Annotated in this window: 29 protein-coding genes; 12 read left to right on the plus strand and 17 right to left on the minus strand. The window is 60.7% G+C overall.

Going from position 1 to position 24,506, the window contains the following annotated elements:
* Nucleotides 1-21: 21 nt before the first annotated feature.
* From ACR0KJ_RS14740 to yddG, 6 genes are all read left to right on the plus strand, one after another.
* Nucleotides 22-210, plus strand: a complete 189-nt coding sequence (locus ACR0KJ_RS14740; RefSeq protein ID WP_480627017.1) for a hypothetical protein — start codon at nucleotides 22-24, stop codon at nucleotides 208-210.
* A gap of 88 nt (nucleotides 211-298) precedes the next feature.
* Nucleotides 299-1,132, plus strand: coding sequence for an EAL domain-containing protein (locus tag ACR0KJ_RS14745; protein WP_480627018.1), 834 nt, complete (start codon nucleotides 299-301; stop codon nucleotides 1,130-1,132).
* 193 nt (nucleotides 1,133-1,325) lie between these two features.
* Nucleotides 1,326-2,501, plus strand: coding sequence for an acetyl-CoA C-acetyltransferase (locus ACR0KJ_RS14750; RefSeq protein ID WP_170453157.1), 1,176 nt, complete (start codon nucleotides 1,326-1,328; stop codon nucleotides 2,499-2,501).
* A gap of 187 nt (nucleotides 2,502-2,688) precedes the next feature.
* On the plus strand, nucleotides 2,689-3,411 hold the full coding sequence (phbB, locus tag ACR0KJ_RS14755; protein WP_170453158.1) for an acetoacetyl-CoA reductase: 723 nt from the start codon (nucleotides 2,689-2,691) through the stop codon (nucleotides 3,409-3,411).
* 301 nt (nucleotides 3,412-3,712) lie between these two features.
* A complete protein-coding gene (locus ACR0KJ_RS14760) occupies nucleotides 3,713-4,660 on the plus strand; it encodes a transcriptional regulator GcvA (RefSeq protein ID WP_170522194.1) in 948 nt (315 codons plus the stop codon).
* Nucleotides 4,657-5,523 (plus strand): aromatic amino acid exporter YddG, encoded by an 867-nt coding sequence (yddG, locus tag ACR0KJ_RS14765; protein ID WP_170522192.1) that lies wholly within the window; start codon nucleotides 4,657-4,659, stop codon nucleotides 5,521-5,523. The genes ACR0KJ_RS14760 and yddG overlap by 4 nt, the downstream gene beginning before the upstream one ends.
* Here the strand turns inward: yddG and ACR0KJ_RS14770 are convergent.
* The 3 genes from ACR0KJ_RS14770 to ACR0KJ_RS14780 all read right to left on the minus strand — a co-directional run bounded on the left by ACR0KJ_RS14770 (nucleotide 5,520) and on the right by ACR0KJ_RS14780 (nucleotide 6,791).
* Entirely contained in the window at nucleotides 5,520-5,684 is a 165-nt protein-coding gene (locus ACR0KJ_RS14770; protein WP_170453161.1) for a DUF465 domain-containing protein, read from the minus strand. The two genes, yddG and ACR0KJ_RS14770, sit on opposite strands and share 4 nt — an antisense overlap.
* Nucleotides 5,685-5,799: 115 nt before the next feature.
* Complete coding sequence (locus tag ACR0KJ_RS14775) at nucleotides 5,800-6,579, minus strand: tRNA1(Val) (adenine(37)-N6)-methyltransferase (RefSeq protein ID WP_480627019.1); 780 nt, start codon at nucleotides 6,577-6,579, stop codon at nucleotides 5,800-5,802.
* The gene (locus ACR0KJ_RS14780; protein WP_037316655.1) at nucleotides 6,576-6,791 is read right to left on the minus strand and encodes a putative signal transducing protein; all 216 of its coding nucleotides are present in this window, start codon (nucleotides 6,789-6,791) and stop codon (nucleotides 6,576-6,578) included. Before ACR0KJ_RS14780 ends, ACR0KJ_RS14775 begins: the two co-directional genes overlap by 4 nt.
* Before the next feature lie 56 nt (nucleotides 6,792-6,847).
* On the opposite strand from ACR0KJ_RS14780, the gene ACR0KJ_RS14785 reads away from it, so the two are divergent.
* Entirely contained in the window at nucleotides 6,848-7,846 is a 999-nt protein-coding gene (locus ACR0KJ_RS14785) for a polyprenyl synthetase family protein (RefSeq protein WP_480585633.1), read from the plus strand.
* On the opposite strand, the gene ACR0KJ_RS14790 is transcribed toward ACR0KJ_RS14785, so the two are convergent.
* The 4 genes from ACR0KJ_RS14790 to soxR form a co-directional block, all read right to left on the minus strand.
* Nucleotides 7,839-8,660, minus strand: coding sequence for a 4-(cytidine 5'-diphospho)-2-C-methyl-D-erythritol kinase (locus ACR0KJ_RS14790; protein WP_480627020.1), 822 nt, complete (start codon nucleotides 8,658-8,660; stop codon nucleotides 7,839-7,841). The genes ACR0KJ_RS14785 and ACR0KJ_RS14790 overlap by 8 nt on opposite strands.
* Entirely contained in the window at nucleotides 8,650-10,365 is a 1,716-nt protein-coding gene (locus ACR0KJ_RS14795; protein WP_480627021.1) for a tetratricopeptide repeat protein, read from the minus strand. The genes ACR0KJ_RS14790 and ACR0KJ_RS14795 overlap by 11 nt, the downstream gene beginning before the upstream one ends.
* 101 nt (nucleotides 10,366-10,466) lie before the next feature.
* Nucleotides 10,467-12,113 carry an electron transfer flavoprotein-ubiquinone oxidoreductase gene (locus tag ACR0KJ_RS14800; RefSeq protein WP_170522180.1) on the minus strand — a complete coding sequence of 549 codons (1,647 nt, stop codon included), beginning with the start codon at nucleotides 12,111-12,113 and terminating at the stop codon, nucleotides 10,467-10,469.
* A 135-nt stretch (nucleotides 12,114-12,248) separates the two neighbouring features.
* Entirely contained in the window at nucleotides 12,249-12,704 is a 456-nt protein-coding gene (soxR, locus tag ACR0KJ_RS14805; protein WP_170453167.1) for a redox-sensitive transcriptional activator SoxR, read from the minus strand.
* A gap of 89 nt (nucleotides 12,705-12,793) precedes the next feature.
* Here soxR and ACR0KJ_RS14810 point away from each other — a divergent pair, with 89 nt between their 5' ends.
* From ACR0KJ_RS14810 to ACR0KJ_RS14820, 3 genes are all read left to right on the plus strand, one after another.
* Nucleotides 12,794-13,174, plus strand: a complete 381-nt coding sequence (locus ACR0KJ_RS14810; protein WP_480627022.1) for a VOC family protein — start codon at nucleotides 12,794-12,796, stop codon at nucleotides 13,172-13,174.
* A 235-nt stretch (nucleotides 13,175-13,409) separates the two neighbouring features.
* Nucleotides 13,410-13,880, plus strand: a complete 471-nt coding sequence (gene greA / locus ACR0KJ_RS14815; RefSeq protein ID WP_170453169.1) for a transcription elongation factor GreA — start codon at nucleotides 13,410-13,412, stop codon at nucleotides 13,878-13,880.
* A 14-nt stretch (nucleotides 13,881-13,894) separates the two neighbouring features.
* Nucleotides 13,895-14,890 (plus strand): hypothetical protein, encoded by a 996-nt coding sequence (locus tag ACR0KJ_RS14820; RefSeq protein WP_480627023.1) that lies wholly within the window; start codon nucleotides 13,895-13,897, stop codon nucleotides 14,888-14,890.
* Here ACR0KJ_RS14820 and ACR0KJ_RS14825 read toward each other — a convergent pair.
* From ACR0KJ_RS14825 to ACR0KJ_RS14850, 6 genes are read right to left on the minus strand one after another with little or no spacing between them, the layout of a single operon-like run.
* A complete protein-coding gene (locus ACR0KJ_RS14825) occupies nucleotides 14,887-15,480 on the minus strand; it encodes a GNAT family N-acetyltransferase (RefSeq protein ID WP_170522172.1) in 594 nt (197 codons plus the stop codon). The genes ACR0KJ_RS14820 and ACR0KJ_RS14825 overlap by 4 nt on opposite strands.
* Nucleotides 15,477-17,546, minus strand: a complete 2,070-nt coding sequence (locus ACR0KJ_RS14830) for a molybdopterin-binding protein (RefSeq protein ID WP_480627024.1) — start codon at nucleotides 17,544-17,546, stop codon at nucleotides 15,477-15,479. Before ACR0KJ_RS14830 ends, ACR0KJ_RS14825 begins: the two co-directional genes overlap by 4 nt.
* Nucleotides 17,543-18,034: a molybdopterin-guanine dinucleotide biosynthesis protein B gene (gene mobB, locus ACR0KJ_RS14835; RefSeq protein ID WP_170453172.1), complete on the minus strand. Its 492-nt coding sequence runs from the start codon at nucleotides 18,032-18,034 to the stop codon at nucleotides 17,543-17,545. Before mobB ends, ACR0KJ_RS14830 begins: the two co-directional genes overlap by 4 nt.
* Nucleotides 18,031-18,675, minus strand: a complete 645-nt coding sequence (gene mobA, locus ACR0KJ_RS14840) for a molybdenum cofactor guanylyltransferase MobA (RefSeq protein ID WP_480627025.1) — start codon at nucleotides 18,673-18,675, stop codon at nucleotides 18,031-18,033. The genes mobB and mobA overlap by 4 nt, the downstream gene beginning before the upstream one ends.
* A complete protein-coding gene (locus ACR0KJ_RS14845) occupies nucleotides 18,672-19,223 on the minus strand; it encodes a YcxB family protein (RefSeq protein WP_480627026.1) in 552 nt (183 codons plus the stop codon). The genes mobA and ACR0KJ_RS14845 overlap by 4 nt, the downstream gene beginning before the upstream one ends.
* Before the next feature lie 3 nt (nucleotides 19,224-19,226).
* Entirely contained in the window at nucleotides 19,227-20,165 is a 939-nt protein-coding gene (locus ACR0KJ_RS14850; protein ID WP_480627027.1) for a formate dehydrogenase accessory sulfurtransferase FdhD, read from the minus strand.
* Between ACR0KJ_RS14850 and ACR0KJ_RS14855 the strand changes: the two genes are divergently transcribed.
* The gene (locus tag ACR0KJ_RS14855; protein WP_170453175.1) at nucleotides 20,164-20,874 is read left to right on the plus strand and encodes an AzlC family ABC transporter permease; all 711 of its coding nucleotides are present in this window, start codon (nucleotides 20,164-20,166) and stop codon (nucleotides 20,872-20,874) included. The two genes, ACR0KJ_RS14850 and ACR0KJ_RS14855, sit on opposite strands and share 2 nt — an antisense overlap.
* On the plus strand, nucleotides 20,871-21,203 hold the full coding sequence (locus ACR0KJ_RS14860) for an AzlD domain-containing protein (RefSeq protein ID WP_480627028.1): 333 nt from the start codon (nucleotides 20,871-20,873) through the stop codon (nucleotides 21,201-21,203). Before ACR0KJ_RS14855 ends, ACR0KJ_RS14860 begins: the two co-directional genes overlap by 4 nt.
* Here the strand turns inward: ACR0KJ_RS14860 and ACR0KJ_RS14865 are convergent.
* The 4 genes from ACR0KJ_RS14865 to ACR0KJ_RS14880 form a co-directional block, all read right to left on the minus strand.
* Entirely contained in the window at nucleotides 21,192-21,824 is a 633-nt protein-coding gene (locus ACR0KJ_RS14865; protein ID WP_170453177.1) for a hypothetical protein, read from the minus strand. The two genes, ACR0KJ_RS14860 and ACR0KJ_RS14865, sit on opposite strands and share 12 nt — an antisense overlap.
* Nucleotides 21,825-21,843: 19 nt before the next feature.
* Entirely contained in the window at nucleotides 21,844-21,978 is a 135-nt protein-coding gene (locus ACR0KJ_RS14870) for an aa3-type cytochrome c oxidase subunit IV (RefSeq protein WP_170453178.1), read from the minus strand.
* Nucleotides 21,979-22,068: 90 nt separating this feature from the next.
* On the minus strand, nucleotides 22,069-22,629 hold the full coding sequence (locus ACR0KJ_RS14875; RefSeq protein WP_480627029.1) for a hypothetical protein: 561 nt from the start codon (nucleotides 22,627-22,629) through the stop codon (nucleotides 22,069-22,071).
* Nucleotides 22,616-24,454, minus strand: coding sequence for a glycerophosphodiester phosphodiesterase family protein (locus ACR0KJ_RS14880; RefSeq protein WP_480627030.1), 1,839 nt, complete (start codon nucleotides 24,452-24,454; stop codon nucleotides 22,616-22,618). Before ACR0KJ_RS14880 ends, ACR0KJ_RS14875 begins: the two co-directional genes overlap by 14 nt.
* Nucleotides 24,455-24,506 lie beyond the last annotated feature (52 nt).

The raw sequence follows: 24,506 nt of genomic DNA on the forward strand, positions 1-24,506 counted from the left end.
ACGAGTGGCCGGAGACCCGAAATGACCCGTTTAACAACTGTTTCGACCGTGGTTGGTCTGATGGGTCTGACTTTGGCCATGATCGCCGCTTTGGCGACGGCGTTGACTGGCCTGATCGCACTGGGCTTTGTCATGATGATCATGGGTGTCACCGGTGCCGTGATCGGAGCCGCAGCCTCTCTGACCCGCGTGTGGCAATCTGCCCGCTGAAACTTTCCCGAGCTTAACCGCAGATTCACCTGTTTGACCTGACACTGGGCCGGACCTTTGTTCGGAATCACTCAGGGAACCGGCGCTCATGCGGGACAAGAAACGTGCGGATATACCCGAAGGATCGGAAAGCCCGTTGAACTCGGCCATCTCGGCGCGGGACAGATCCGTTGTGAAAATGGCGACCGAAGCGGTGAAGCACAAACAATGCAAGCTGGCGTTCCAGCCGGTTGTGCAGGCCGACCCGCCGTATGATGTCGCATTCTACGAAGGCTTCATCCGGGTTCTGGACGAAACCGGGCGGGTGATCCCGGCGCGCGAGTTCATGCCGCAATTGGAACACACCCCATTGGGCCGGGAACTGGATTGCATCGCACTGGAACTGGGGCTGCGTACGCTTGCCCGAAACCCCTCGATCCGGTTGTCCATCAACATGTCGGCCCGGTCGATCGGGTTCTCGCGCTGGACCCGGGTGCTGGACCGCTTTCTGAAACGCGACGCGGGTTTGGGGGAACGGCTGATCCTTGAGATTTCCGAACAATCCGCCATGCAGGTGCCCGAGCTTGTGATCGACCTGATGGACCGCCTGCAGGAACGCGGCATCGCCTTTGCGTTGGACGATTTCGGTGCCAGCGATTTCAGCTTTCGCCATTTTCGCGAGTTTCTGTTCGACGCGGCCAAGATCGACGGGCAGTTCATTCGGGGGATCAGCGAACAGCCTGACAATCAGGCGCTGGTGCGTGCTTTGATCGCAGTCGCGCGGGAATTCGAGATCCTGGTGACCGCCGAATCGGTCGAAAACCAGGCGGATGCCGCGTTCCTGGCTGCCAGCGGCGTCGACTGCCTGCAGGGATTTCTGTTTGGCGCGCCCGCGGTTTCGCCCCCGTGGAAGCAGGAAAAGAAATCCAAAACAGGCTCTTAGGCAAAAACCCGCTCGCGACAGCAAATCGTGTTCAGCGCTGAGACAAGCTGTCCGTTGCTGCAATTGCAGCATTGCGGTATTGCAAAAGGTGCTGGAGCGGGGAACTTGGGGCGCTCTTGTACTGTCAGAGAGCCTCTCTGCCACCTGCGCCGTCAGATTTCCCTTTGGACCATGACGGTAAAGGACTGATTATATGACCAACGTAGTAATCGCATCCGCCGCACGCACGGGCGTCGGCAGCTTTAGCGGTTCGTTTGCGAACACCCCTGCACATGATCTGGGCGCTGCCGTCCTGGAAGCAGTCGTAGAACGCGCCGGAGTAGAGAAGGGCGAAGTAAGCGAAACCATCATGGGTCAGGTGCTGACCGCCGCTCAGGGCCAGAACCCCGCCCGTCAGGCGCATATCAATGCCGGCCTGCCGCAGGAAAGCGCGGCTTGGGGCATTAACCAGGTGTGTGGCTCGGGCCTGCGCGCGGTTGCGCTGGGGGCTCAGCACATTCAGCTGGGCGATGCCGACATCGTTGCCGCCGGTGGACAAGAGAACATGACCCTGTCGCCCCACGCCGCCGCCCTGCGCGCCGGTCACAAGATGGGTGACATGAAATATATCGACACAATGATCCGCGACGGTCTGTGGGACGCCTTCAACGGCTACCACATGGGTCAGACCGCCGAAAACGTCGCCGAGAAATGGCAGATCAGCCGCGATCAGCAGGACGAATTCGCCGTTGCCTCGCAGAACAAGGCCGAAGCGGCTCAGAAAGCGGGCAAGTTCGCGGATGAAATCGTGCCCTTCACTATCAAGACCCGCAAGGGCGATATTGTGATGGACAAGGACGAGTACATCCGCCACGGCGCAACCATGGAAGCCATGGCAAAGCTGCGCCCGGCCTTCACCAAGGACGGCTCGGTCACAGCAGCAAACGCTTCGGGTCTGAACGATGGTGCGGCAGCAACCCTGCTGATGTCGGCCGAAAACGCCGAAAAGCGCGGGATCGAGCCTTTGGCCCGTATCGCGTCCTACGCGACCGCTGGTCTGGACCCGTCGATCATGGGCGTCGGCCCGATCTACGCCTCGCGCAAGGCGCTGGAAAAAGCGGGCTGGTCGGTTGACGATCTGGATCTGGTTGAGGCGAACGAAGCCTTCGCCGCACAGGCCTGCGCCGTGAACAAGGACATGGGCTGGGACCCGTCCATCGTGAACGTCAACGGCGGCGCGATTGCCATCGGCCACCCGATCGGCGCATCCGGCTGCCGTGTCCTGAACACGCTGCTGTTCGAAATGAAACGCCGCGACGCGAAAAAGGGTCTGGCGACCCTGTGCATCGGCGGCGGCATGGGCGTCGCCCTGTGCGTGGAGCGCGACTAAGTGCGTTGACACCTAAATAGAAAAGGGCGCTCTACCAGCGCCCTTTTTTGTTACAATCGAAGCATATCCGTTAGATGCGACAATATCGCCAAACAGAAAGTCGAAAACGATCACGAAACGATATTGCGCACCAATCTCCCTCAGAGTAACAGAATTACCAAGACGACTAAATTTGGAGGATCCCTAAATGGCACGTACAGCACTCGTAACCGGCGGCTCTCGCGGCATCGGCGCAGCAATTTCCAAGGCGCTCAAGGCCGAAGGGTACAATGTTGCGGCCACCTATGCAGGAAACGATGAAGCCGCCGCGAAGTTCACCGAAGAAACCGGCATCGCCACTTACAAGTGGAACGTCGCCGACTATGACGAGTCCAAAGCGGGCATCGAAAAAGTCGAGGCCGAGGTTGGCCCGATCGACATCGTTGTGGCCAACGCGGGTATCACCAAGGACGCACCGTTCCACAAAATGACGCCCGAGCAGTGGCATCAGGTCATCGACACCAACCTGACCGGCGTGTTCAACACTGTTCACCCCGTCTGGCCCGGCATGCGCGAGCGCAAATTTGGCCGCGTGATCGTCATCAGCTCGATCAACGGTCAGAAAGGCCAGTTCGCGCAGGTGAACTATGCCGCGACCAAAGCGGGTGATCTGGGCATCGTGAAATCGCTGGCGCAGGAAGGTGCACGCGCAGGCATCACCGCCAACGCGATCTGCCCCGGTTATATTGCAACCGAAATGGTGATGGCGGTACCCGAGAAGGTGCGTGAATCGATCATCAGCCAGATCCCTGCTGGCCGTCTGGGTGAGCCGGAAGAGATTGCCCGCTGCGTGGCCTTCCTGGCCTCAGACGAGTCTCAGTTCATCAACGGCTCGACCATCTCGGCAAACGGCGCGCAGTTCTTCGTCTAAACCCGAAGCAGTGCAACAAAATCGGGCCGGTCCTTTTGGGCCGGCCCTTCTTTATCCCGTAAGCCCGCGCGCGCTGCGGTCAGCGGGAACCGAATAGCCAACCCCAGACCTGATGGACCATCTTGCTGCGTTCTTCATGCGCGCGACGGATCGCATCCTGAACAGACGGGTTTGTCGTCATCTCGATCATGGCATATCCCCTTGGCTAAAGCTGAACTTGACTTGCCTTCAACATGGCGTTTGATTTCAAAACGTACAAACGAGAGTTTTCGACGGTTCGGACAAGAAATTCTTAAGCGACATGAGCGACAGGCTTCCCCCTCTTACCGCCTTGCGGGCCTTTGACGCCGCCGCGCGCCATATGTCTTTTGCCAAGGCAGCGGATGAGTTGAACGTGACCCCCGCTGCGCTGTCCTTCCAGATCAAATCGCTGGAGGAGCATCTGGGCCACCCCCTGTTCAAACGTCTGAACCGCGCGGTGGAACTGACCGAAGCTGGCAAGGCGCTTGCCCCCGGCACGGCCGAAGGCTTTGCCGCGCTCAAATCCGCATGGGCCGCGACGCGCAGATTGCAGGACAACACCACGCTTACGGTCACGGCCGGGCCTGCCCTGACGGCGAAATGGCTGGCCCCACGCCTTTATGACTTTGCCCGCGCCCATCCGGAGATTGACCTGAGATTCTCGGCCACCCTGCGCAATATGGATCTGGAGCGGGACGACGTGGATGTCGCGATCCGCTTTGGCTATGGTCAGGATGACGGGCTGTATTGCCTGCCCGTGCGCAAGGAATGGCTGACCCCGGTCATGACGCCGGAGCTGGCCGAGCAATTCACGACGCCCGAAAGCCTGCGCGATGCGCCGCTGATCCATGACGACTCAATCGCGTTTCTCAAGCCGCCCGCCGACTGGCCCACCTGGTTTCGGGCGGTTGGTGTTGATTTCACGCCGACCCATGGCGCGCATTTCTCGAACGCGGATCACGCGATTGATGCGGCGGTGGCGGGGGTCGGTGTTGCCTTGGGTCGGCGCGCGATGATCATCAAGGACATGACCGAAGGCCGGCTGGTCGCGCCGTTCAAAACCGCCATTGAAACCAAGGGGCGGTTCCGGTTTCTGTGCCTGCCCGGTGCGGAAAACCGGCCACAGATCGCTGCATTCCGCGATTGGTTCGCGGCTGAGATTGAAAAGACCGCCCACATCTCGGATGAATTCACGATTATCCCTGTAGAAGACATATCCCTGAAATGACCAGAAATCGCGCCACGACCGTCGGATTCATCGCCGTCCTGCTTTGGGCCCTTCTGGCGCTGTTCACGGTTGGCTCGGCCCCAACGCCGCCTTTGTTGCTGAACGCCATATGCTTCAGCATCGGCGGGTCCCTGGGGTTGATCTGGACATGGCGGTCAGGCGGCTTTTCCAAATTGCGCAGCATCAGTTGGAAGATCTATGCCTTCGGCACCGTAGGCCTGTTCGGTTATCACGCGCTGTATTTCTCGGCCCTGCGCATGGCACCTGCGGCCGAGGCGGGGCTGATCGCCTATCTCTGGCCCTTGCTGATCGTGCTGTTTTCGGGGTTGCTTCCCGGCGAGCATTTGCGCGCCGGCCATCTGATCGGGGCCTGTCTGGGCTTTGCCGGGGCCGCGCTGATCATCACCGGCGGCGGCAGCGCTGGCTTCCAAATCGACCACCTGCCCGGATACGCGCTGGCCTTCCTGTGTGCGCTGACATGGTCGGGTTATTCGGTTCTGTCCCGCAGACTTGGCGAAACGCCGACAAGCTCGGTTGCGGTCTTCTGCGTACTGACCGCCATTGCGTCATGGGCTTTGCACTTTGCGCTGGAAACAACCGTCTGGCCGGATACGACGCTTGGCTGGGCATCAACCCTGGCCCTTGGTCTGGGGCCTGTGGGGCTGGCGTTTTATGTGTGGGATATCGGGGTCAAACAGGGCGACATACAAATGCTGGGAACCAGCTCGTACGCGGCGCCCTTGTTGTCCACCGTGGTTTTGGTACTTGCCGGGATCGCCATGCCGACATGGACATTGGCGATCGCGGCTTTACTGATCACCGGCGGTGCGTTGATTGCGGCACGCGCCAGCTTGAAAGGTTAAGTTGACAGGCGCTCGATCTCTTCCTTGAGCTTTAGTTTTTGCTTCTTGAGTTGGGCGATATGGAGATCATCGATGCCTGGCGAGCGTTGGGCTTGTTCCACTTCGAGACCGAGAGATTCGTGCTTCTTCTTCAGTTCCGTCAGATGTGCGCTCACGCTCATGGCGATCCTCCTTGGTTGCGAGTGTATATGTCACGTAAGAAGTTGAGCACATCGTTTCCACCCTGTCACGCTGCAGACGCACAGATTCTGTAATAAATCCGACAAATTCGGCTGGTCATTGCCTAAGGCTGTGAAACGGACCCAACGCAGCCCCGTCCCGAAGGGCCGCAGAAACATCCGGGGTGTAGCTTTCCCCGTCCTTTTCGTGCCGCGCGCCCATATGCAGGATCACGGGCGCATGCAGGCGAAACGCGGCCCGGCCGCCTTTGCGGGCGCGCAAAATCACCAACTCAGCCTCGCGGCCCGCGCGTGCCGCAAGCGGCAACACCTCGACCGACCCAAGCCGATCCTGACAGGCCATCAGCATATCGGGCAGGCGGTCGGCCTTTTGGATCATGTGCAGATAGCCACGCGAAGCCAGCCGTCTGGCTGCCACATCGATCCAATCAACCAGGGGCGTTTCCTCGCCCAAGGCCACGCTGCGCCCGGTATCTGTGGCCGGGCTATGGGCACCGGCGCGGTAATAAGGCGGATTCGCGATCACATGGTCGAACTGACGTTGTCTCAGATCCACCGGAAGTGCGGACAGATCGGATGTCACCACATCCAGCACGATATTGTTATCGGCGGCATTGCGGCGGGCCAAATCCGCATAGGCCGGTTGCAGTTCGACCCCGCACATCTGCAAACCGGGCACCCGTGCGGCCAGACACAGGATCGCAGCCCCTGCCCCGCATCCAAGCTCCAACACCGATTGGCCACTGGTTGCAGGCACCGAAGCGGCCAGCAAAACAGGGTCTACACCGGCACGATAGCCTTTTGTCGGCTGCCACAGGCGCACCCGACCGCCCAAAAAATCGTTCCGGCTTAGCTCATGGTCAGCAAAACCGGTCATCGCCCCAGCGGGATCTCATTGTCGCGCATCACCCGTTCGGCGCGGGTCAGATCATCGGCCCGCACCATCAGGCGACGGGGAAAGATTCCAATGCCGCCTTCGAGGATGCTCATATTTACGTCCATCTGAAAGCAGTCTATATCCTCGCCTTCAAGAAGAGCGGATGCAAAGGCCAGGATTGTCGGATCGGTGCTGCGCAATAGTTCTTTCATGGGGATGGATGTAAGGGCAAGGCAGGACAGAAGTCGAGCCTTGTATCAGGAGTGTGATGGACATCAGCACAATCTCGAAACCGCATGAGCGGCTCGCCGAAATTCTGAGCGCCGAGATGGAGGCGGTGAATACGCTGATCCAGACGCGGATGGCATCAGAGCACGCGCCCCGCATCCCCGAGGTCACCGCGCATCTGGTCGAAGCGGGCGGCAAACGTCTGCGCCCGATGCTGACATTGGCGGCAGCGCGGTTGTTTGGGTATACGGGCGAGCATCATGTGCGACTGGCGGCGACGGTCGAGTTTATCCATACCGCAACCCTGTTGCATGACGATGTGGTCGACGAAAGCGCCCAGCGGCGTGGACGGCCCACGGCGAACCTGCTCTGGGACAATAAATCCAGCGTGTTGGTGGGCGACTATCTGTTCTCCCGCAGCTTTCAGTTGATGGTCGAAACCGGATCGCTGCGCGTTCTGGACATTCTGGCCAACGCTTCGGCCACGATTGCCGAAGGTGAAGTGCTGCAAATGACCGCCGCCACCGATCTGGGCACCGATGAGGGTGTTTACCTGCAGGTCGTACGCGGCAAGACAGCGGCGCTGTTTTCAGCCGCGACCGAGGTGGGTGGCGTCATCGCCGGGGCTTCGGACCTGCAGGTGCAGGCGCTATTCGACTATGGCGACGCGCTGGGTATCGCCTTCCAGATTGCCGACGATCTTCTGGATTATCAGGGCGACAGCAAAACAACCGGCAAGAATATCGGCGACGATTTCCGCGAGCGGAAACTGACACTACCGGTGATCAAAGCAGTCGCACAAGCCACAGCGGATGAGCGTGCTTTCTGGGAGCGCACCATTGAAAAGGGCCGCCAGCAAGAGGGCGATCTGGACCACGCGCTTGGCCTGATGGACAAGTACCAGACGCTTGAAGCCACCCGCCAGGACGCGTTGGGATGGGCCAACAAGGCCAAGGCTTCGCTGGACGCGCTGCCGGATCACGAGGTTCGCACCCTGCTGCGCGATCTGGCGGATTACGTGGTGTCGCGGCTTAACTAAGCCGGGTCGCGCGGCACCACCAATCGGGATGGGCCGCACCGATCTCATAGGCCGCGAAATGGGCCGCCTTCATCGACGGAAAAAGCGCAAAGCAGGTCGAGCCTGAGCCGGACATTCGCGTCAGCAACACATCGCGCGTGGCCGCCAATTCCTCTAGCACCCGCCCGATTTGTGGGGCAATGGCCACAGCGGGACCTTGCAGATCGTTTCGCTGGGCGGACAGCCAATCGGCACACGCCCCAACGTCGTCAAACGCGGGAATATCATCCGGCATTCCCGGATTGACTCGGGTTTCCATGGCCTTGAAAACAGACCCCGTAGGGACTTCAACGCCGGGATTCACCAGCAATGCAGGCAACACAGGCAGGGCCATCGGCGCAACCTGCTCGCCAATACCACGCATCCGGGACGCTTGGGCAACCATGCAAACCGGAATATCTGCACCAAGCGCAACCGGCAGCTCTGCAGGGATTTCGATGCCCTGACCCGCCGCATGGCGCAGCATGGCCGCAGCGTCAGATGAGCCACCGCCAATCCCGCCGCCATGCGGCAGGACCTTGTTCAACGAAACATGGCCCGTCCACCCCACAGCCTCGGCCGCTTTCCAGATCAGGTTGCGATTGTCGGTGGGAACGCCTGTCGCATGCTCTCCGGTAACCGAGATCGACAGGTCAGGCCCCGGCGCAAATTCCAACTGATCCCCCACATCCGCGAAAGCCACAAGGGAATCGAGCAGATGATAGCCATCCGCGCGCTGGCCGGTGACATGCAAGGTCAGATTGATTTTGGCGGGCGCGAAGGCCTCAGTTGCCATTGGCGACCTTCAATGGATCAGCGCCTTCCTCGGCCAGAACCACATCCAGCCCAACCTCAAGCTTGCGGCGGATGCGTTCGGGATCGGCCTCGCTGTCGGTATCTTCGGCGTCGATGAACGACAGCGCCCGTTTCCACTGAAACTCGGCCTCGCGGGCGCGGCCAACGGCCCAGTAGACATCGCCCAGATGGTCATTGACCACCGGATCGACCGGCATCAGTTCAACGGCACGCTCCATATGCTCGACCGCTTCGTCATAGCGGCCAAGACGGAACAGGACCCAACCCAGACTGTCGACGATATAGCCGCTGTCCGGGCGCGCAGCCACGGCGCGTTCGATCATGTCCAGCGCCTCGTCCAGCTTTTCGCGCCGTTCGACCAGCGAGTAGCCGAGATAGTTCAACACTTGCGGCTGATCGGGGTTCAATTCCAACGCGCGCCGGAAATCGGCCTCGGCCTGATCCCATCGCTTGAGACGCTCGTGCGAGATCCCACGGGCATAGTGCAGGAACCAGTTGCCGCTGGATTCGGTTTCAGTCAGGTCAATGGCCGTGTCGTAGGAGTCTACCGCCGCCGCGTAATTCTCTTCCCGGCGCTGAATATCCGCCAGCGCGACATGAACGCCCGGCAGGTCGGGCTTTTGCGCGGCCAGATTCTGCAGCACTTCGATGGCGGCATCCGTTTTACCCGACCGGCCCAGAACCTCGGCCCGACCCAGTTCAGCGGCGTGATGATCATTGCTGTCTGCGGGCACCTGACGATAGGCATCCACCGCCAGATCGTATTGGTTCAGTTCGTCCAGCAACTCGGCACTCAGCAGAATGGCATCGACGTGATCGGGACGCAGGAAACTGGCCATGCGCGCGTAAAGCAAGACATAGTCGGGCGATGCTTCGGCATTCAGCGCCGCCCCGACCGAGAAAAACACCTCGGCCATCCCATCACGCGCGGATTGCACATGGGTGAAGGGCAAGGTCTCACCGGCTGTCAGACGGCTGATGTAGTCTTCGATGGACGGATCGCTGCCCGCCGCAAAGACGTCGTCCAGAAACGCCAATGCGTCGGCGTTGCGGTCCAGTTGTGACAAGACCTCGACCCGCGCCATCGCAGCACGGCGCGAGAATTGCGCGATTGCACCGTCATTTTCCGCAAAAATCGCCTCGGCCCCTTCGAAATCCCCGATCGAGGCCAGCGCCATGGCTTTGTGGTAAAACGCAAACTCGCGCAGTCCGTTTTGGGTCGAGACTGTATCGAACTGCTCCATCGCTTTGGTCATCTCACCCTGACCCAGATAGGCCCAGGACATCATCAAACCATCGACCAATGGCCCAACACCCTGAGTTTCAGGATCGCGGGCCAACAGTTCGGCCAGATTATCATCGGCGATCAGGTTGGCGGCGACCACCATCCGCGCAGCCTGACTGGGCAGGTTCGCCTCTTCAATTGACTGCGCAACGGGCAAGGCGCGCTCGATCTCACCCAGCGCAAGCCGTGCGACGACAACGCTTTCCAGAAGCAGCGCGTTCTGGGGGTCGAATTTCAGTGCCTGAGCATAGTATTTCTCGGCCGCCGCATAATCGCTTTCATAGATCGCCTGACGCCCAGCCAGATAAGAGCCTGCGCCTGTATCCGCAGACACCGGAACCGCAACGGAAGAAGAGAGCAACACGGCCAATACCGTGCGACGAACAATGGAAATCACCAAAAGCCTGCCTTGCTGTCATTGACTGGGCGATAAGCTAGGGCCTTGGCCAGCAAGAGGCAATGGCAGAGCCTTCACGACCCTGCCAGTGCCCATCTTTTTGCTTACATGTTGGGATAGTTCGGGCCATCCCCACCCTGCGGCGTGGTCCAGGTGATGTTCTGGCTGGGATCCTTGATGTCGCAGGTTTTGCAATGGACGCAGTTCTGGAAGTTGATGACGAATCGCGGACCGTTTTCATCCTCGACCATCTCGTACACGCCCGCGGGGCAGTAGCGCTGCGCCGGTTCGTCGAACTTGGGCAGGTTGACCTTCACCGGGATCTCGGGGTCGGCCAGGCGCAGGTGGCAAGGCTGGGCTTCCTCGTGGTTGGTGGCCGCGAAGGACACGTTGGTCAGGCGGTCAAAGGACAGCGTGCCATCGGGTTTGGGATAATCGATGGGCTTGTGCTTGCTGGCATCTTCGGTGGAATCCGCATCGTTCTTGCCGTGGCCCAGCGTGCCGAACAGCGAAAAGCCCAGCGTGTTGGTCCACATATCCAGACCGCCCAGCATCAGCGAGGCGGTCAGACCCCATTTCGACCACATCGGCTTGACGTTGCGCACCTTCTTCAGGTCGCTGCCGATGGCACCATCGCGCACGTCGGTCTCATAAGCGGTCAGCTCATCCCCCGAACGGTCGGCCTTGATGGCGTCGAACGCCGCTTCGGCTGCGGCTTTGCCCGACAGCATGGCGTTGTGGTTGCCCTTGATGCGCGGCACGTTGACCATACCCGCCGAACAGCCCAGCAGCGCCACGCCGGGTGCCACCAACTTGGGCATTGACTGATAGCCGCCCTCGGTGATCGCACGGGCACCATAAGCGACGCGCTTGCCGCCTTTCAGCAGCTCGGCCACCATCGGGTGGTGCTTGAAGCGCTGGAATTCCATGTAGGGGTACAGGTGCGGGTTCTTGTAGTTCAGGTGAACCACGAATCCGACATAGACCTGATTGTTTTCAAGATGATAGATGAAGGAACCGCCACCTGCGTTGCTGCCCAAAGGCCAGCCCATGGTGTGGGTGACGCTGCCTTCTTTGTGCTTGGCCGGATCGATCTCCCAGATCTCTTTCATGCCGACGCCGTATTTCTGCACTTCCTTACCGGCCTGCAAGTCGTATTTGGCGATGACTTCCTTGGACAGCGAACCGCGCACACCTTCCGACAGGAAGACATACTTGCCGTGCAGCTCCATGCCCGGCTCGGTGTTCGGGCCATAAGAGCCGTCGGCTTCCAGACCAAAGACACCGGCGACCACGCCTTTGACTTCGCCATTGTCGCCATAAACCAGCTCGGAACAGGCCATGCCGGGGAAGATTTCGACGCCCAGTTCCTCGGCCTGCTCAGCCATCCAGCGGCAGACATTGCCCATCGATACGATGTAGTTACCGTGGTTGTTCATCAGCGGCGGCATCGGGAAGTTGGGAATGCGGATCTGACCGGCCTCTCCCAGCATGTAGAAGTTATCTTCATGCACCGGCACGTTCAGCGGCGCGCCTTTTTCCTTCCAGTCCGGGATCAGCGCGTCCAGCCCGCAAGGGTCAAGCACCGCACCCGACAGGATATGCGCACCCACTTCGGACCCTTTTTCCAGAACAACAACGTTCAGGTCGGCATCAAGCTGTTTCAGACGGATGGCCGCAGACAGACCCGCAGGGCCAGCGCCCACGATCACTACGTCGTATTCCATCGCTTCGCGTTCAATCTCGGCCATCGCGGGCTCCTTAGCTAACTTTCCGAATTGGCGCTTTCACTGCGTGGTCTGCGCAATTTTGTTTCACGGGTGATTACCCGGTCCGAAAGACCTTGGTCAATCAAAACACGGCGTAACATTGCTGCAATGCGGCAGTTATGTATCGGGCGCGTCCCCCATCAGGTATCTGGGACCGCTACCATGGGACTTGGCCCGGTCATCAGGATTGTAAAGCGCGCATTTCGGCAGGCTGAGGCAGCCGCAGCCAATGCACCCATCCAGATTGTCGCGCAACCGCATCAGAGTATCGATTCGCTGATCCAGCCGGGCGCGCAGGGTGATGCTGATATCCTTCCAGTCCTGCGGCGTGGGTGTGCGGTTGCCCGGTAGGCCCGACAGAACCTCGCGGATTTCCGGCAGGGTCAGGCCGAACTGCTGCGCGATCATCACAAAGCTCAGCCGTCTTATATCGGCCCGCTGATAGCGCCGCTGCCCGCCTGCATTGCGCCAGGGCGCGATCAGGCCCTGCGCCTCGTAATACCGGATGGCCGACACCGCCAATCCCGTGCGCCGGGCCAATGCGCCAATTGCCAGCCCTTCGGAAACCGCCATAGAACCCTCGCAAAAAATATCTTGACCTGAAGTTAGGTTTAGAAATTACGCTGAGTCGTGACAAGCAACAAATTCGCAAAGGAGATCCCATGATGGCGACGCTTGAACACACCAATTTCACCGTCCGCGACCCGCAGGCCTCGGCGGCTTGGATGCAAAGGGTCTTTGGCTGGAAAACCCGCTGGGAAGGCCCCGCCATTGCCGGTGGCTATACGGTGCATGTCGGCAGCCAGCATACCTATCTTGCGCTTTATGCCCCCGGAAACCCGAAACCCGCAGGCGAAAGCAGCTATGACATCGTCGGCGGGCTCAATCACGTGGGCGTTCTGGTCGAAGACATCGACGCCACCGAAGCCAAGGTGCGCGAGGCCGGGTTCACACCGCATAACCACGCCGATTACGAACCGGGCAGACGGTTCTATTTCGACGATGACAACGGCATCGAGTTCGAAGTGGTGCAATATGATTGATATGCTGTGGCTTTGCACCCCTTCGCGCCGCTGGCGGCGCAACAAGCCCCCGGATCACCGTCACAGGCGCGAACCGTCCCCACATGAACGGCGCTAAGTCGCGAATCGAACGCTGACTGCCCCTTGGCCTCTTGCAATTCACGCCCCATTTGGGTCAGGTACTGAACGACCCATCATTCGCCCCGACGCTTTCCCTGCGGCGGGGCGGCTCAATTTATGCGTGGACCACAAGACTATGGAAAAGATTCCAATGACGCCTGCGGGCAATGCCGCGCTGGCAGCAGAGCTGAAAAACCTCAAATCCGTCGAGCGTCCGGCGATCATCGAAGCCATCGCTTCGGCGCGGGAACTGGGTGATTTGAAGGAAAACGCCGAATACCACTCGGCCCGTGAAAAGCAGGGCTTTATCGAAGGCCGCATCAAGGAACTGGAAGGCATCCTGTCGCTGGCCGACGTGATCGACCCTGCCAAATTGTCCGGTGCGATCAAGTTCGGCGCCAAAGTCACGCTGGTCGATGAGGATACCGACGAAGAAAAGACCTGGCAGATCGTCGGAGAGTATGAGGCCAATATCGAAAACGGCCTGCTGAATATCAAATCGCCCATGGCCCGCGCCCTGATCGGCAAGGACGAAGGCGACAGTGTCGAGGTTCGCACGCCCGGCGGAGTGCGATCTTACGAAGTTCTGAGCATCGAATACGCCTGACCGGAGCGTCTGATATGTCGGGGACCCAACCTGACCAGGAAACCGAACGGCCAACCTCTCTGGGCATCTATGATCGCCCCGAGCGGACAGGCTTGACCTCGATCGAAATCGCCGCAGGTGTGCTCAGCGTCATCTGGCTGGTGGTATCAGTTGTGTTTCTGGTGCTGCCCGACCAGAACGAAGGCAGCGGGTTCATCGTGACCTTCCTTGCGGTGTTCATGCCGGTGGCGATGATCTGGGTTGCGGCCACAGCGATGCGGGCCAGCCGCGTGATGCGCGAGGAAAGCGCGCGGTTGCAGACAGCGATTGACGCGATCCGACAAGCCTATGTCCTGCAACAGCAGCGGGCGGCCAGTTCCGTTGAGCCTGCGGTTGCCAAGAAACTGGACGAAATCGCCGCTGCCACGAAAAAGGCCGAGGATGCGCTGGCCACCTTTTCGACCAAACGGCGAGAGCCTGCGTCGGGCGGCCAGCCCACGCTGGCTCCGGGCGATCAGACATCTTTGGCGCTTGGCACCACCGCCGAAGACATCGCGCCGCCACTGACAACCGATACCTTTATCCGCGCCCTGAATTTCCCCGAGACCGAGAAAGACACCGAAGGGTTCAACGCCTTGCGAATGGCGTTGAAAGATCGGAAAACCGCACAACTGGTGCAGGCCTCTCAGGATGTTCTGACCCTGCTCAGCCAGGAGGGCATCTATATGGACGACCTGCGCCCCGACATGGCGCGGCCCGAAATCTGGCGGCAATTTGCCCAAGGCGCGCGCGGGCGGTCCGTTGCAGCCCTGGGCGGGATCCGGGACCGGTCTTCGCTGGCGCTGACCGCCGCGCGAATGAAACAGGACCCGATCTTCCGGGATGCCGCCCATCACTTCCTGCGGCGCTTCGACAACATGATTGTCGAGTTTGAACCTGATGCCAGCGACGCGGAACTGACCGCGCTTGGCGATACCAGAACGGCACGGGCCTTCATGCTGGTGGGCCGCGTTGCGGGGACTTTCGACTAGGCGGGCGTGACCGCCCAGCTCATCTTGGTGGCACTGCTGAACCCGAACAGATGGCGGAACGGTCCCGTTTTCTCATAACCCACCGGCCTGAAACCTTCGCGTTCATACAAAGCCTGCGCGCGCGGGTTCGTGTCGATCACGTCCAACTGCACCTCGGCCATGCCCCGGCTACGCGCCTCGTCCTTGATCGCGGATAATAGCATCGTCCCGACGCCCTGCCCGCGCGCCTCGGCGGCAACAAAGATGCCGTCCATCTGAAACACGCCGGGTTTCAGGTCCCGCTCCAGCACGCTCAGCACCATGCCGCGCCACAGCGCGCCGAGCCAGCCATAAACGCGCGCGAGGTCCGACAGGCTGCCGCCCGCCAACCCGCCCTCGGCCGTCTTGAACCCTGCAAGGCCCAGCAACCGGCCAGACGAATCCCGCGCGACCAATGCAAAGTCCGGGGCAAGCGCGCGTTCGAAAAAGGCCAGCCCCTTGTCGTCGGGGCCCATGACCTTGTGCAGTTTGGCTGCAAATGCCTGCCAGAACAGGGCTGCGGCCTGGGATCGTTCCGCCTCGGTAAATCCTTGCGAGACGGTTACGGTCATAGTCCGAAACTGCCATAGGGAATGAACCGCACCGGATCGCCCGGCTGGATATGTCGCGCGCCGTCTTCGATTTCGACCAGCCCCTCGGCCCAGCTGAGCCCGCTAATCCGGCCCGACCCTTCCGAGTGAAAGACCTCGGCCCTGCCATCGCGCAGGCGCGCGCGCAGGTATTCGCGACGACCGGGTTTCTTGCGCTTCTCAAACGCGGCGGGCACATCGAAGCCTTGCGGATCGATCCAGCCCTCGCCCGACATCAGGCACAAAGCCGGGCGGGCGAAGATCAACGTGCAGACCATCGCGGCCACGGGGTTGCCGGGCAAGCCAAAGACCGGCGTGTCCGACCACATGCCCAGCGCCAGGGGGCGTCCGGGTTTCAGCGCAATCCGCCATTCCTGCATCGCGCCCGCTTCGCGCAACAGGGCCGAGACGTGATCCTCATCCCCCGCCGATGCGCCGCCACTGGTCAGAATGGCATCGGCATGTTCTGCCGCCTCATCCAGCCGCGCGCGCAACACATCGCGGTCGTCTGCCACACGACCCATATCGATGGGCTCAAACCCCATCCGCTCCAACAAGGACAACAACATCGGGCGGTTCGCATCGAAAATCTGACCCGCACCCACAGCATCGCCCGGCTCGACCAGTTCATCACCGGTGGACAGAACTGCGACGCGCAGGGGTTTGCGAACGGGAACCTCGGCGATACCGACGGCGGACAGCAGAGCCATATCCGCCGGTGTCACCCTGCGCCCGGCGGGCAAGGCGGTGTCACCCTGCGCAACGTCCTCGCCAGCGCGGCGGGTGTTTGCGCCCTTTTTCATAGGCCCGTGAAAGGCGATATGGCCGTCCTGAACGGTCACGTCCTCTTCCAGAACAACGGTATCAACACTTTCGGGCAAAGCGGCCCCGGTCAGAATGCGCAGCGCATGACCCGCAGGCACAGACCCGTCAAAGGGAATGCCCGCAGCCGCGCGGCCCTCGGTCAGGGGCATCACCTGCGCGCCGTCTGCAGCGGGACCTGCAAAGCCATAGCCATCCACCGCCGTATTGGGTTGCGGCGGGTTCGAGCGTTGCGCCTCCACGTCTTCGGCCAGAACCCGACCCATCGACTGCGCCAAGGGCACCGTCTCGGCCCCTGTTACCGGTCGTAACCGATCCCGCAACAGCGCCAATGCCTCATCCACCGGCGTCCAGTTCACGCCCGCGGGCAAGGCGAAACAATCGTTCCGCAATGGCGGCGGCGCTATGGTCGGTTTGTTTTGCGGTACACCCAAAATCCACCCCTCCTCTGGGGCCGTGACAGTCAATTGCTCTGCCAATTCCTGATCCGTCAAGCGCGACAGTGTCAATGCGACCTGTTCAACCTGCCATGCATCCTTGATCCGATCCGGCGGAGCCTTCCCCAACTTGAGCGAGGGCCATATCTCGACAAAAGCCACGGGCCTGTCCAGCGGTTGAAACGGCCAGACGGCGATCTTGCCCGCATAAGCGTGCCGCAAACGGTTCAGAACCGGCAGGCCCATCATCACCTGACCGCCCACCGCGCCCGCCCCGGCCATCTGCCAACAGGTGAAACTGCCTTTGGCCCGCGTCTCAACAATGCGGCGATCCGGGAACGGGTTGTGATAGTCCTGTTTGGTGCGCGGCAATCCATCAACCTCGCGCCGCAGGGCGTTCATCCAGAACGGACCTTTGCCGCCAAACCGACGGTTGATCCGCCCCGCCAGATCGAAGCGGTTGTTGGCGGTCGGAGAATCCTGGATCTGCGCCCCGAACCAATCCCACAAAGCCAAGGGGTCACTTGTCCCCGTAACCGCCTTGGCAAAGCCATTGGGGTAGCCAAAGGGAAAATCAAAGCCCAGGAGCAAGCGGCGACCTTCGGCCAGTTCGGTCTCGATCAGCCTGCGCAACCAGTCCTCGGCGACCTGACGGTTGCGCAAATAGTCCAGCGCCTGCACGGCATCCTCGCGCACCACACAAGCCCAGATCGCGTCTTTGCGCGGGCGCGGTCCGGTATCGTTACCACCCGACCAGTCCACCATCGCAAAGCTGTCGAAAAGGCTCACAAACCGACCTCGGACAGGATGAAATCCGCAATTGCCTTTGTGTCGTTCAGGTCGAAAACAGGGCGATCCAGGTCCAGAGGCGTATCGCTGGCAACCGCGCGGATCGTGTCGTCTCGGGTCGCGATCAGATCATTGCCTGGCTCAGCGCGGAAGGCTTCGACCTTGGGGTGACGCTCGCGTTTGTAGCCTTCGATCAGCACCAGATCGACCGGCGACAGACGCGCCAGCAGAGCCTCCAGCGAAGGTTCCGGCGCGCCGCGCAATTCCTGCATCAGGGCCACGCGCTGGCCCGAGGCCAGCAGCACCTCGCTGGCGCCCGCCATTCGGTGACGGTGACTGTCGCGCCCGGGCTGGTCGACATCAAAGGAATGATGCGCATGTTTGACGGTTGAAACGGTGAACCCGCGCCCGGTGACCTCGGCCACCAGCCGCTCCATCAACCCGGTTTTGCCCGCGTTTTTCCAACCGGTGACGCCGTAAACCCTCATGCCTGCTCCAACAGTTTTCGGGCCAGCGCCAGATCGTCGGGCGTATTGACGTTGAAGAACGGATCAAAGGGGTCAGCCGGAAACAACGCCTCGCGCCCGTTGTGCTGATCGGTCCACAGCACGACCTTACGCAGCCCATCGTTCAACGCCGCACGCAGATCATCGCGCAGCGCCACCGGCCAGAGGCCAAAAGTCGGGTGCCGGTTCACCCGCTTGCCGCCGCCGGATTTCAACGCCTCCTCACCCGTGCGCGGCGTCGTCGCCAACACCAGCGGATGCGTCTGCCCCTGCGCTGTGGCGGTCAACCGATCCACCAGATCGCGTGGGAAAAAGGGCGTATCTGCGGCGGCTGTCACGATACTGTCCGCGCCCTGCTCGGCCGCCCAATCGAGCCCGGCCAGAACGCCCGCCAATGGACCGGCAAAACCCTCGATCGTGTCCGGCAGGACCGGCAAGTTCAGATCAGCGAACCGTTTGGGGTCGCCATTGGCGTTGAGGGCAAGATGATCGACCTGCGGAGACAGCCGCTCGATAACATGAGATAACAGGCTTTGCCCCCCGATTTCCAACAGGCCCTTGTCACCACCCCCCATGCGGGTTGCTAGACCGCCTGCGAGGATAACGCCGAGGGGGCGGATCAATTTGTCTTCTCCGTAGAACGCCAGTTTTCGACTGTTTTTGGGAAGGTCTTAGCCTCTTCTGTACTCAACAGTTTTTTGGGCAGAACATACACGAAGGCACCTGCGTAAAAGAAAAACCCCGCCCTATCTTCGACGACTTGCTCAACAGCATGCCAAGACACATTCCAAGTTACGTGAGGTGACCGCATATCCAAACCTTCTGGCGAGAACATAAAGTCAGTTCCACCGCTGTAAATCGGCGAGGCCAGCATCTGTCGGACTTTCAGCCTTTTGGAAGAACGTTCCGCAAAATAGAGTACTCCAGCTCCAATCACCCCTCCGGAAACAGGTGCAAAAAGACCTTGTGTAAGAGGTAGAGTACCAAGCGCACGAAACACTATGAAAGCAACAACAATTCCGCCAACAACAGCCAAAATTCCTCTTGATGCATCCAAAGCCAAGTAGCCCCAATAAGCTCCTTTCCCGCTATAATTTTGCCTGCAAGGGCCCATGGCTCTAATAAGAGTTTTGTCGTCTATTTGTTCCGACAAATGGAAATTGTATGTCAATGTTCACCCCGCACTTTTCCGTCGATGTTTCCTGTCCTCTACCGCGACGCTGGCCGGGTCTACGTCGCGTACCAGCCGGTCCTCACCCGAGAGGCACACAAACCGCTGGCCGCGCATCCGGCCGATCAGGGTCAGGCCGACCTCGCGCGCGATCTCGACGCCCCAGGCGGTGAAACCGGACCGTGAGGCCAGAACCGGGATGCCCATCATCGCTGTTTTGATCACCATCTCGGACGTCAGCCGCCCGGTGGTGTAAAGGATCTTGTCCTCCGCCGCCTTACCCTCGGACAGCATCCAGCCTGCGATCTTGTCGACCGCGTTGTGGCGGCCCACATCCTCCATATAAACCAGCGGGCGGTTCTCGCGGCACAGCACGGTGCCATGGATCGCCCCGGCCTCAAGATACAGGGATGGCGTACGGTTGATCTTGGCGGCCAGATCATAGAGCCATGAGGTGCGCACCTGAACCTGCGGCAGGCGCACGTCCTCCAACCCCTCCATCATGTCGCCAAACACGGTGCCCACGGCGCAGCCGCTGGTGCGGGTCTTTTTCTTCAGCTTGTCCTCGTAGGAGGTCTCACGCGCCGTGCGAACCACGACGGTTTCCAGATCGTCGTCATAGTCCACCCGCGTGATCTGGTCATCGGCCAGCAACATGCCCTGATTGCGCAGGAATCCCAGTGCCAGATATTCCGGGTAGTCGCCGATTGTCATCGCCGTGACGATTTCCTGCGAATTCAGGAATATCGTCAGCGGGCGCTCCTCGACCACCGAGATTTGGCTGACCTCGCCATTCTGGTCCACGCCTTCCACCGCGCGGGTCAGGCGGGCCGCGCCGGGGTCTGGGGCGATGATGTAGTCCGTGACATCCAGTTCCGTGGCCAATTGCAACCCTTTCCCAAGACCGCTACTTCTTCTGCGGACACCATAGGATTTAGCCATGGCAACCGCCACATCCAAGTCATACTTCTGGAAGGGTTTTCGCGACGGGACGCCGTTCATCTTCGTGGCGATGCCCTTCGGGACCCTGTTCGGCGTTTTCGCGACCGAGGCCGGGCTGGACATCGTTCAGACAATGGCCTTCTCGATCACGGTTTTTGCAGGCGCCGCACAGTTTGCGGCCCTGCAGTTGCTGCAGGACAACGCACCGACCATCATCATTCTGGCCTCCGCATTGGCGGTAAACCTGCGGGTGGCGATGTATTCGGCCTCGCTCACCCCTTATTTAGGGGCGGCGCCCCTGTGGCAGAGGGCCTGCGCAGCCTATTTGATCGTGGATCAGTCCTATGCCTGCTCGGTGGTGCGGTTCGAAAAAGAACCCCGGATGACCGTGCCTCAGCGCATGGCGTATTTCTTCGGGTCGGTCACGCCGATCACGCCGCTTTGGATGCTCACCACCTATCTGGGTGCGGTTCTTGGGGCACAAATCCCTGAAAGCTGGGCACTGGATTTTGCGCTGCCGATCACCTTTCTGGCCATGGTGGGCCCGATGATGCGGACGCTGGCGCATGTGGTCGCCGCGCTGGTTGCGATTGTCGTCGCGCTGCTGACGGTTGCCGTCCCGTTCAATCTGGGTTTGCTGATCGCCGGAGCGGCGGGGATGGTGGCCGGGGCGCAAGCCGAACTGATGCTGGAGGGGAAGAAATCATGACTCAGGTCGACCCGGTCACCATCTGGACCATCATCGTCGGGCTGGCCGTCGGCAGCTTTGCCCTGCGCTTTGCCTTTATCGGGCTGGTTGGCGACCGTCCGATGCCACCGTGGCTGTTGCGGCACCTGCGCTACACAGCGGTTGCCATCATTCCGGCCCTGATTGCGCCACTGGTCGTCTGGCCCACGGCAACCGAAGGGCAACCCGACATCCCGCGCATGGCAGCCGCCGCAGTCGCATTATCGGTCGGAGTTCTGACGAAAAACGTTCTTGCCGCGATTTTCACCGGCTCGGCAACCCTTTATGGGTTGCTGTTCCTATTGGGTTGACGTCGCATCCAACTGGTTCAGGCGCGCATTGTTCGCGGCCAGACCCTTTTGCAGATCGGCATCGTCGTTCTCGCGGTATTCTTCCGTCACCACACCGGGCAATTGTCCGAACTGATCCGAGAGCTTCACCGGATAAAACGTGACGTCGATCTGCTCGAACCCCGGCACCTGCTGCAATATCCGGGCGGTTGAGTTTGCGCAGAACGCGCCTGCAACCGGTCCGCTTTGCTTGGCCAGCTGCAGCGCGATTTCGGCCTGCTGAGGGCTCACCTGAATCGTTTGGATCCGCGCATAATGGGATTCGCGTGCGTGCGAGCTGCGATAGGCTTGCTCGACCGCCGGGGTGATCCCATAAAGAACGTCGTCCTTGATCGGCACTACGTCCGCGCGAAACGACCCGGCAGGATCAAAGATCACCCGCTCGCTGCCGCCGATCATCAAGGATGTGTGCGCGCCGGATCCGGTGCGCGTGTTGATCATCGTATACAGCGTCAGGGTAGACGGCCCGGGGTCACGGTAAGACCGGGCGACAATCTCGGCCTGATCTGCCTGCGGACGGTCGGACACCGCGCAGCCTGTCAGCGTTGCTGCCAGAAGGCAGGCAATCAAAATCCGGAACACGGGTCGCCCTCGGTTCAGCTTAGGACGCGAAAACCGCGAGGAACAGGCAAAGGAAGGCGATGACAACCACGCACCATGTGGTGGCCTTGATGAAGCCGTTAAAGGTTTTTTCCTGGACGGTGATGTCCATTTCGCCGTGCTTGTGGTCAGCCATGTGTCTTAGAATCCCAATTCGCGTGTTTTCCTGTTGGATAATCGAAAAGAGTCAGGCTGTCACCACGTCATTCGCGCGCAGGGCATGACGTCACTCGCTTGCAGGGGTGCGTTCTCCGAACACGGAACATCCCGGATATCCAAATCCCCAGCGCCAGGGCAATCCGCTGCACGGGCCGCCGCCAAAGCGGACGGCACCGTAGATGGTATCTGCTGTCAACGCATGGACGTTTCGGATCTGATCAGGGGTCATCTCATAGCGCTCAGCGTATTCCTCGGCATGGCTGTCGCCATGGTCCTTGACGCAGGCCCGCAAGGTTTGATCCGCAGAAAGCCGCGCGTCAAAGCTGTCTTCGGCGCGCAAGGCCCCACCTGCGTTGTGATAGGCACGGTCATGGATGACGCAACATTCCTCCCAAGGGGGATGCGCCTGATACAATTCACCGATCTGCGGGAAGGTGTCTGCCACCCAGCGCCAACTGGCCGACAACCCGCCCGAACATCCGTCGGTTTCAAACGGTGTCAGAGGTTCGACGCCCCGCTGCGCGATCAAGGCCCGGTGGGCAGGCATTTCGACGCTGCGCATCAGGTCCTGCGCGACGGCAGGCCCCGACAGGCAGATCAGAAACAGCGCCAGCTTATGGGCTGTCATCGCGCATCGCCTCGGTATCGACCTGCATTCCGAAACTTGTGGCCAGCCACAGCAGCAACCGCTCTGCCGGTCCCATCTCGGCACGAACGCGCAAAACCTCGCGCGCCATGGCTGGGCGGTCGGTGATCAGCCCGTCCACCCCCATCGAGGCCATGGCAGACATTTGCAGCGGATCATTCACCGTCCAGACATAGATGTCCTTGCCCGCATCCTGAACGGATCGGATCAGCCCAGGCGAGACCGTGGCCGCGTTCACGGCAACAAAATCCCCCTCCAACCCGGACAGATCACCCACGGCGGTTGCGGCCAGAACGCCCGCGCGCCAATCGGGCCGGATCGCCTTCATCTTTTGAACAGCCGGGTATTTCAGCGACATCGTGGCAATGTCGTCCTGCATTCCCAACTCTTCGACCAAAGCGGCCACGCGGTTCTCCAGATCAATATCGTGACCGTAGTATTTCAGCTCGATAATGACCTTGGATCTACCCTTTGTGGCCCCCAAAACCTCACGCAGCGTCGGGGTGCGCTGATCGGCATATTCGGGGCCAAACCAGCTGCCGATATCAATCTGGGCCACATCCTCCATCGTGGCGTCCCAAACCTTTAGATTGACCCCGGCCAGTTTCATGAAATCGCTGTCATGGGCGACGATCACCACGTCATCCGCCGTTTCCTGTACGTCGATCTCAACCCAGTCCGCGCCGTCCTCGATGGCTTTCAGGACCGAGGCCATAGTGTTTTCAGGCCGCAACGCCGCCGCCCCGCGGTGGCCGATCACCTCGGCCCGGTCCGGGGCCTGCACCCTTTCCAGCAGGTTTTGACCAAACCAAACACCTGCCAGCACGGCGATCAAGGCCAGACCTACAGCGGTGAACAGCGGCACCCCCAGACGCCCCGGTTCGGGATGCGGCAGGTCGGCTGTCTGCGGTTCAAAGAACCGATCCAGCAAAACCGCCAAAGCGCCCAGCGCCGTGGCCGCCAGCACCAAACCGGCCAAGGCCCAAAGCCCCGCAATGACCAGGCTGTAGATCAAGGCCAGACGCAGATGGCCGCTGCCCTGCAACGGCACCAGTGCAAACAGGAGGCCCGCAACCCACGCAATCACTGCAGCAATGACAAGGCGCGTGGCCAGCCACAGCACCAGCGACAGTTTCAGACGGCCCCGATTACCCTCCATCCGCGATGCGCTGATATTGAACACATGCGCCGGGTGAACGTTTTCAAACAACACCAGATGCAGCGAAAGCGCCCAGGCCGATAGCCTGCGGATCAGGACCCATGCCATCACAAGCATCACCGCCCCGATCATCAACACAGCAACCCAGAAGGCGGGCGGGTGGAAGGTCAGGTAGTAGTTGATGTCATATTCGGTCAGCCACCACCACGCGATAAGGCCGGAAATGGCCAGAAAGGGCAGCGCCAGAAGCAGCACGCGCAGGATAAAGCGCGCGGCAAAGCTGAACAGCGCGGGCAGGCGCGACAGAACCAGGCGGATCGAAGAGCTGCCTGCGCGCCACGGATCGGGCTCGCCCATACGCAGCGAACCCGCCATGACCGCAAAGACAAAAACCTCGGTCATCAGAAACAGGCTCAGCACCACAAGCGCCGCGATGAACCCGGCGGGGGACAGAATGAAGGCTGCGATGTCCTGATCCGTCAGGGCCGTTTGATTTGACATGGACACCGCGAGATTGACCGCCGCCGCCACGCCCGGTGCAATCAGCGCGATCAGCAACAGGCGGACGGCAAGGTAGACGGGCACAAAGACACGCCGCCGCCGCCAGGCGGCACCATAGGCATGTGTAACGGCTGAGAAATCTGACACTTGCGCGGCCTCCTGAACGGTTTACTCATTCAAGGCTGCGAAAGCGTGAATT

Source organism: Ruegeria sp. AD6 (assembly GCF_056542325.1).

Coding starts and splice junctions, on each gene's coding strand:
- ACR0KJ_RS14740 (WP_480627017.1), top strand. CDS start 22: ATGACCCGTTTAACAACTGTTTCGACCGTGGTTGGTCTGATGGGTCTG.
- ACR0KJ_RS14745 (WP_480627018.1), top strand. CDS start 299: ATGCGGGACAAGAAACGTGCGGATATACCCGAAGGATCGGAAAGCCCG.
- ACR0KJ_RS14750 (WP_170453157.1), top strand. CDS start 1,326: ATGACCAACGTAGTAATCGCATCCGCCGCACGCACGGGCGTCGGCAGC.
- phbB (WP_170453158.1), top strand. CDS start 2,689: ATGGCACGTACAGCACTCGTAACCGGCGGCTCTCGCGGCATCGGCGCA.
- ACR0KJ_RS14760 (WP_170522194.1), top strand. CDS start 3,713: ATGAGCGACAGGCTTCCCCCTCTTACCGCCTTGCGGGCCTTTGACGCC.
- yddG (WP_170522192.1), top strand. CDS start 4,657: ATGACCAGAAATCGCGCCACGACCGTCGGATTCATCGCCGTCCTGCTT.
- ACR0KJ_RS14770 (WP_170453161.1), bottom strand. CDS start 5,684: ATGAGCGTGAGCGCACATCTGACGGAACTGAAGAAGAAGCACGAATCT.
- ACR0KJ_RS14775 (WP_480627019.1), bottom strand. CDS start 6,579: ATGACCGGTTTTGCTGACCATGAGCTAAGCCGGAACGATTTTTTGGGC.
- ACR0KJ_RS14780 (WP_037316655.1), bottom strand. CDS start 6,791: ATGAAAGAACTATTGCGCAGCACCGATCCGACAATCCTGGCCTTTGCA.
- ACR0KJ_RS14785 (WP_480585633.1), top strand. CDS start 6,848: ATGGACATCAGCACAATCTCGAAACCGCATGAGCGGCTCGCCGAAATT.
- ACR0KJ_RS14790 (WP_480627020.1), bottom strand. CDS start 8,660: ATGGCAACTGAGGCCTTCGCGCCCGCCAAAATCAATCTGACCTTGCAT.
- ACR0KJ_RS14800 (WP_170522180.1), bottom strand. CDS start 12,113: ATGGCCGAGATTGAACGCGAAGCGATGGAATACGACGTAGTGATCGTG.
- soxR (WP_170453167.1), bottom strand. CDS start 12,704: ATGGCGGTTTCCGAAGGGCTGGCAATTGGCGCATTGGCCCGGCGCACG.
- ACR0KJ_RS14810 (WP_480627022.1), top strand. CDS start 12,794: ATGATGGCGACGCTTGAACACACCAATTTCACCGTCCGCGACCCGCAG.
- greA (WP_170453169.1), top strand. CDS start 13,410: ATGGAAAAGATTCCAATGACGCCTGCGGGCAATGCCGCGCTGGCAGCA.
- ACR0KJ_RS14820 (WP_480627023.1), top strand. CDS start 13,895: ATGTCGGGGACCCAACCTGACCAGGAAACCGAACGGCCAACCTCTCTG.
- ACR0KJ_RS14825 (WP_170522172.1), bottom strand. CDS start 15,480: ATGACCGTAACCGTCTCGCAAGGATTTACCGAGGCGGAACGATCCCAG.
- mobB (WP_170453172.1), bottom strand. CDS start 18,034: ATGAGGGTTTACGGCGTCACCGGTTGGAAAAACGCGGGCAAAACCGGG.
- ACR0KJ_RS14855 (WP_170453175.1), top strand. CDS start 20,164: ATGGCAACCGCCACATCCAAGTCATACTTCTGGAAGGGTTTTCGCGAC.
- ACR0KJ_RS14850 (WP_480627027.1), bottom strand. CDS start 20,165: ATGGCTAAATCCTATGGTGTCCGCAGAAGAAGTAGCGGTCTTGGGAAA.
- ACR0KJ_RS14860 (WP_480627028.1), top strand. CDS start 20,871: ATGACTCAGGTCGACCCGGTCACCATCTGGACCATCATCGTCGGGCTG.
- ACR0KJ_RS14870 (WP_170453178.1), bottom strand. CDS start 21,978: ATGGCTGACCACAAGCACGGCGAAATGGACATCACCGTCCAGGAAAAA.
- ACR0KJ_RS14875 (WP_480627029.1), bottom strand. CDS start 22,629: ATGACAGCCCATAAGCTGGCGCTGTTTCTGATCTGCCTGTCGGGGCCT.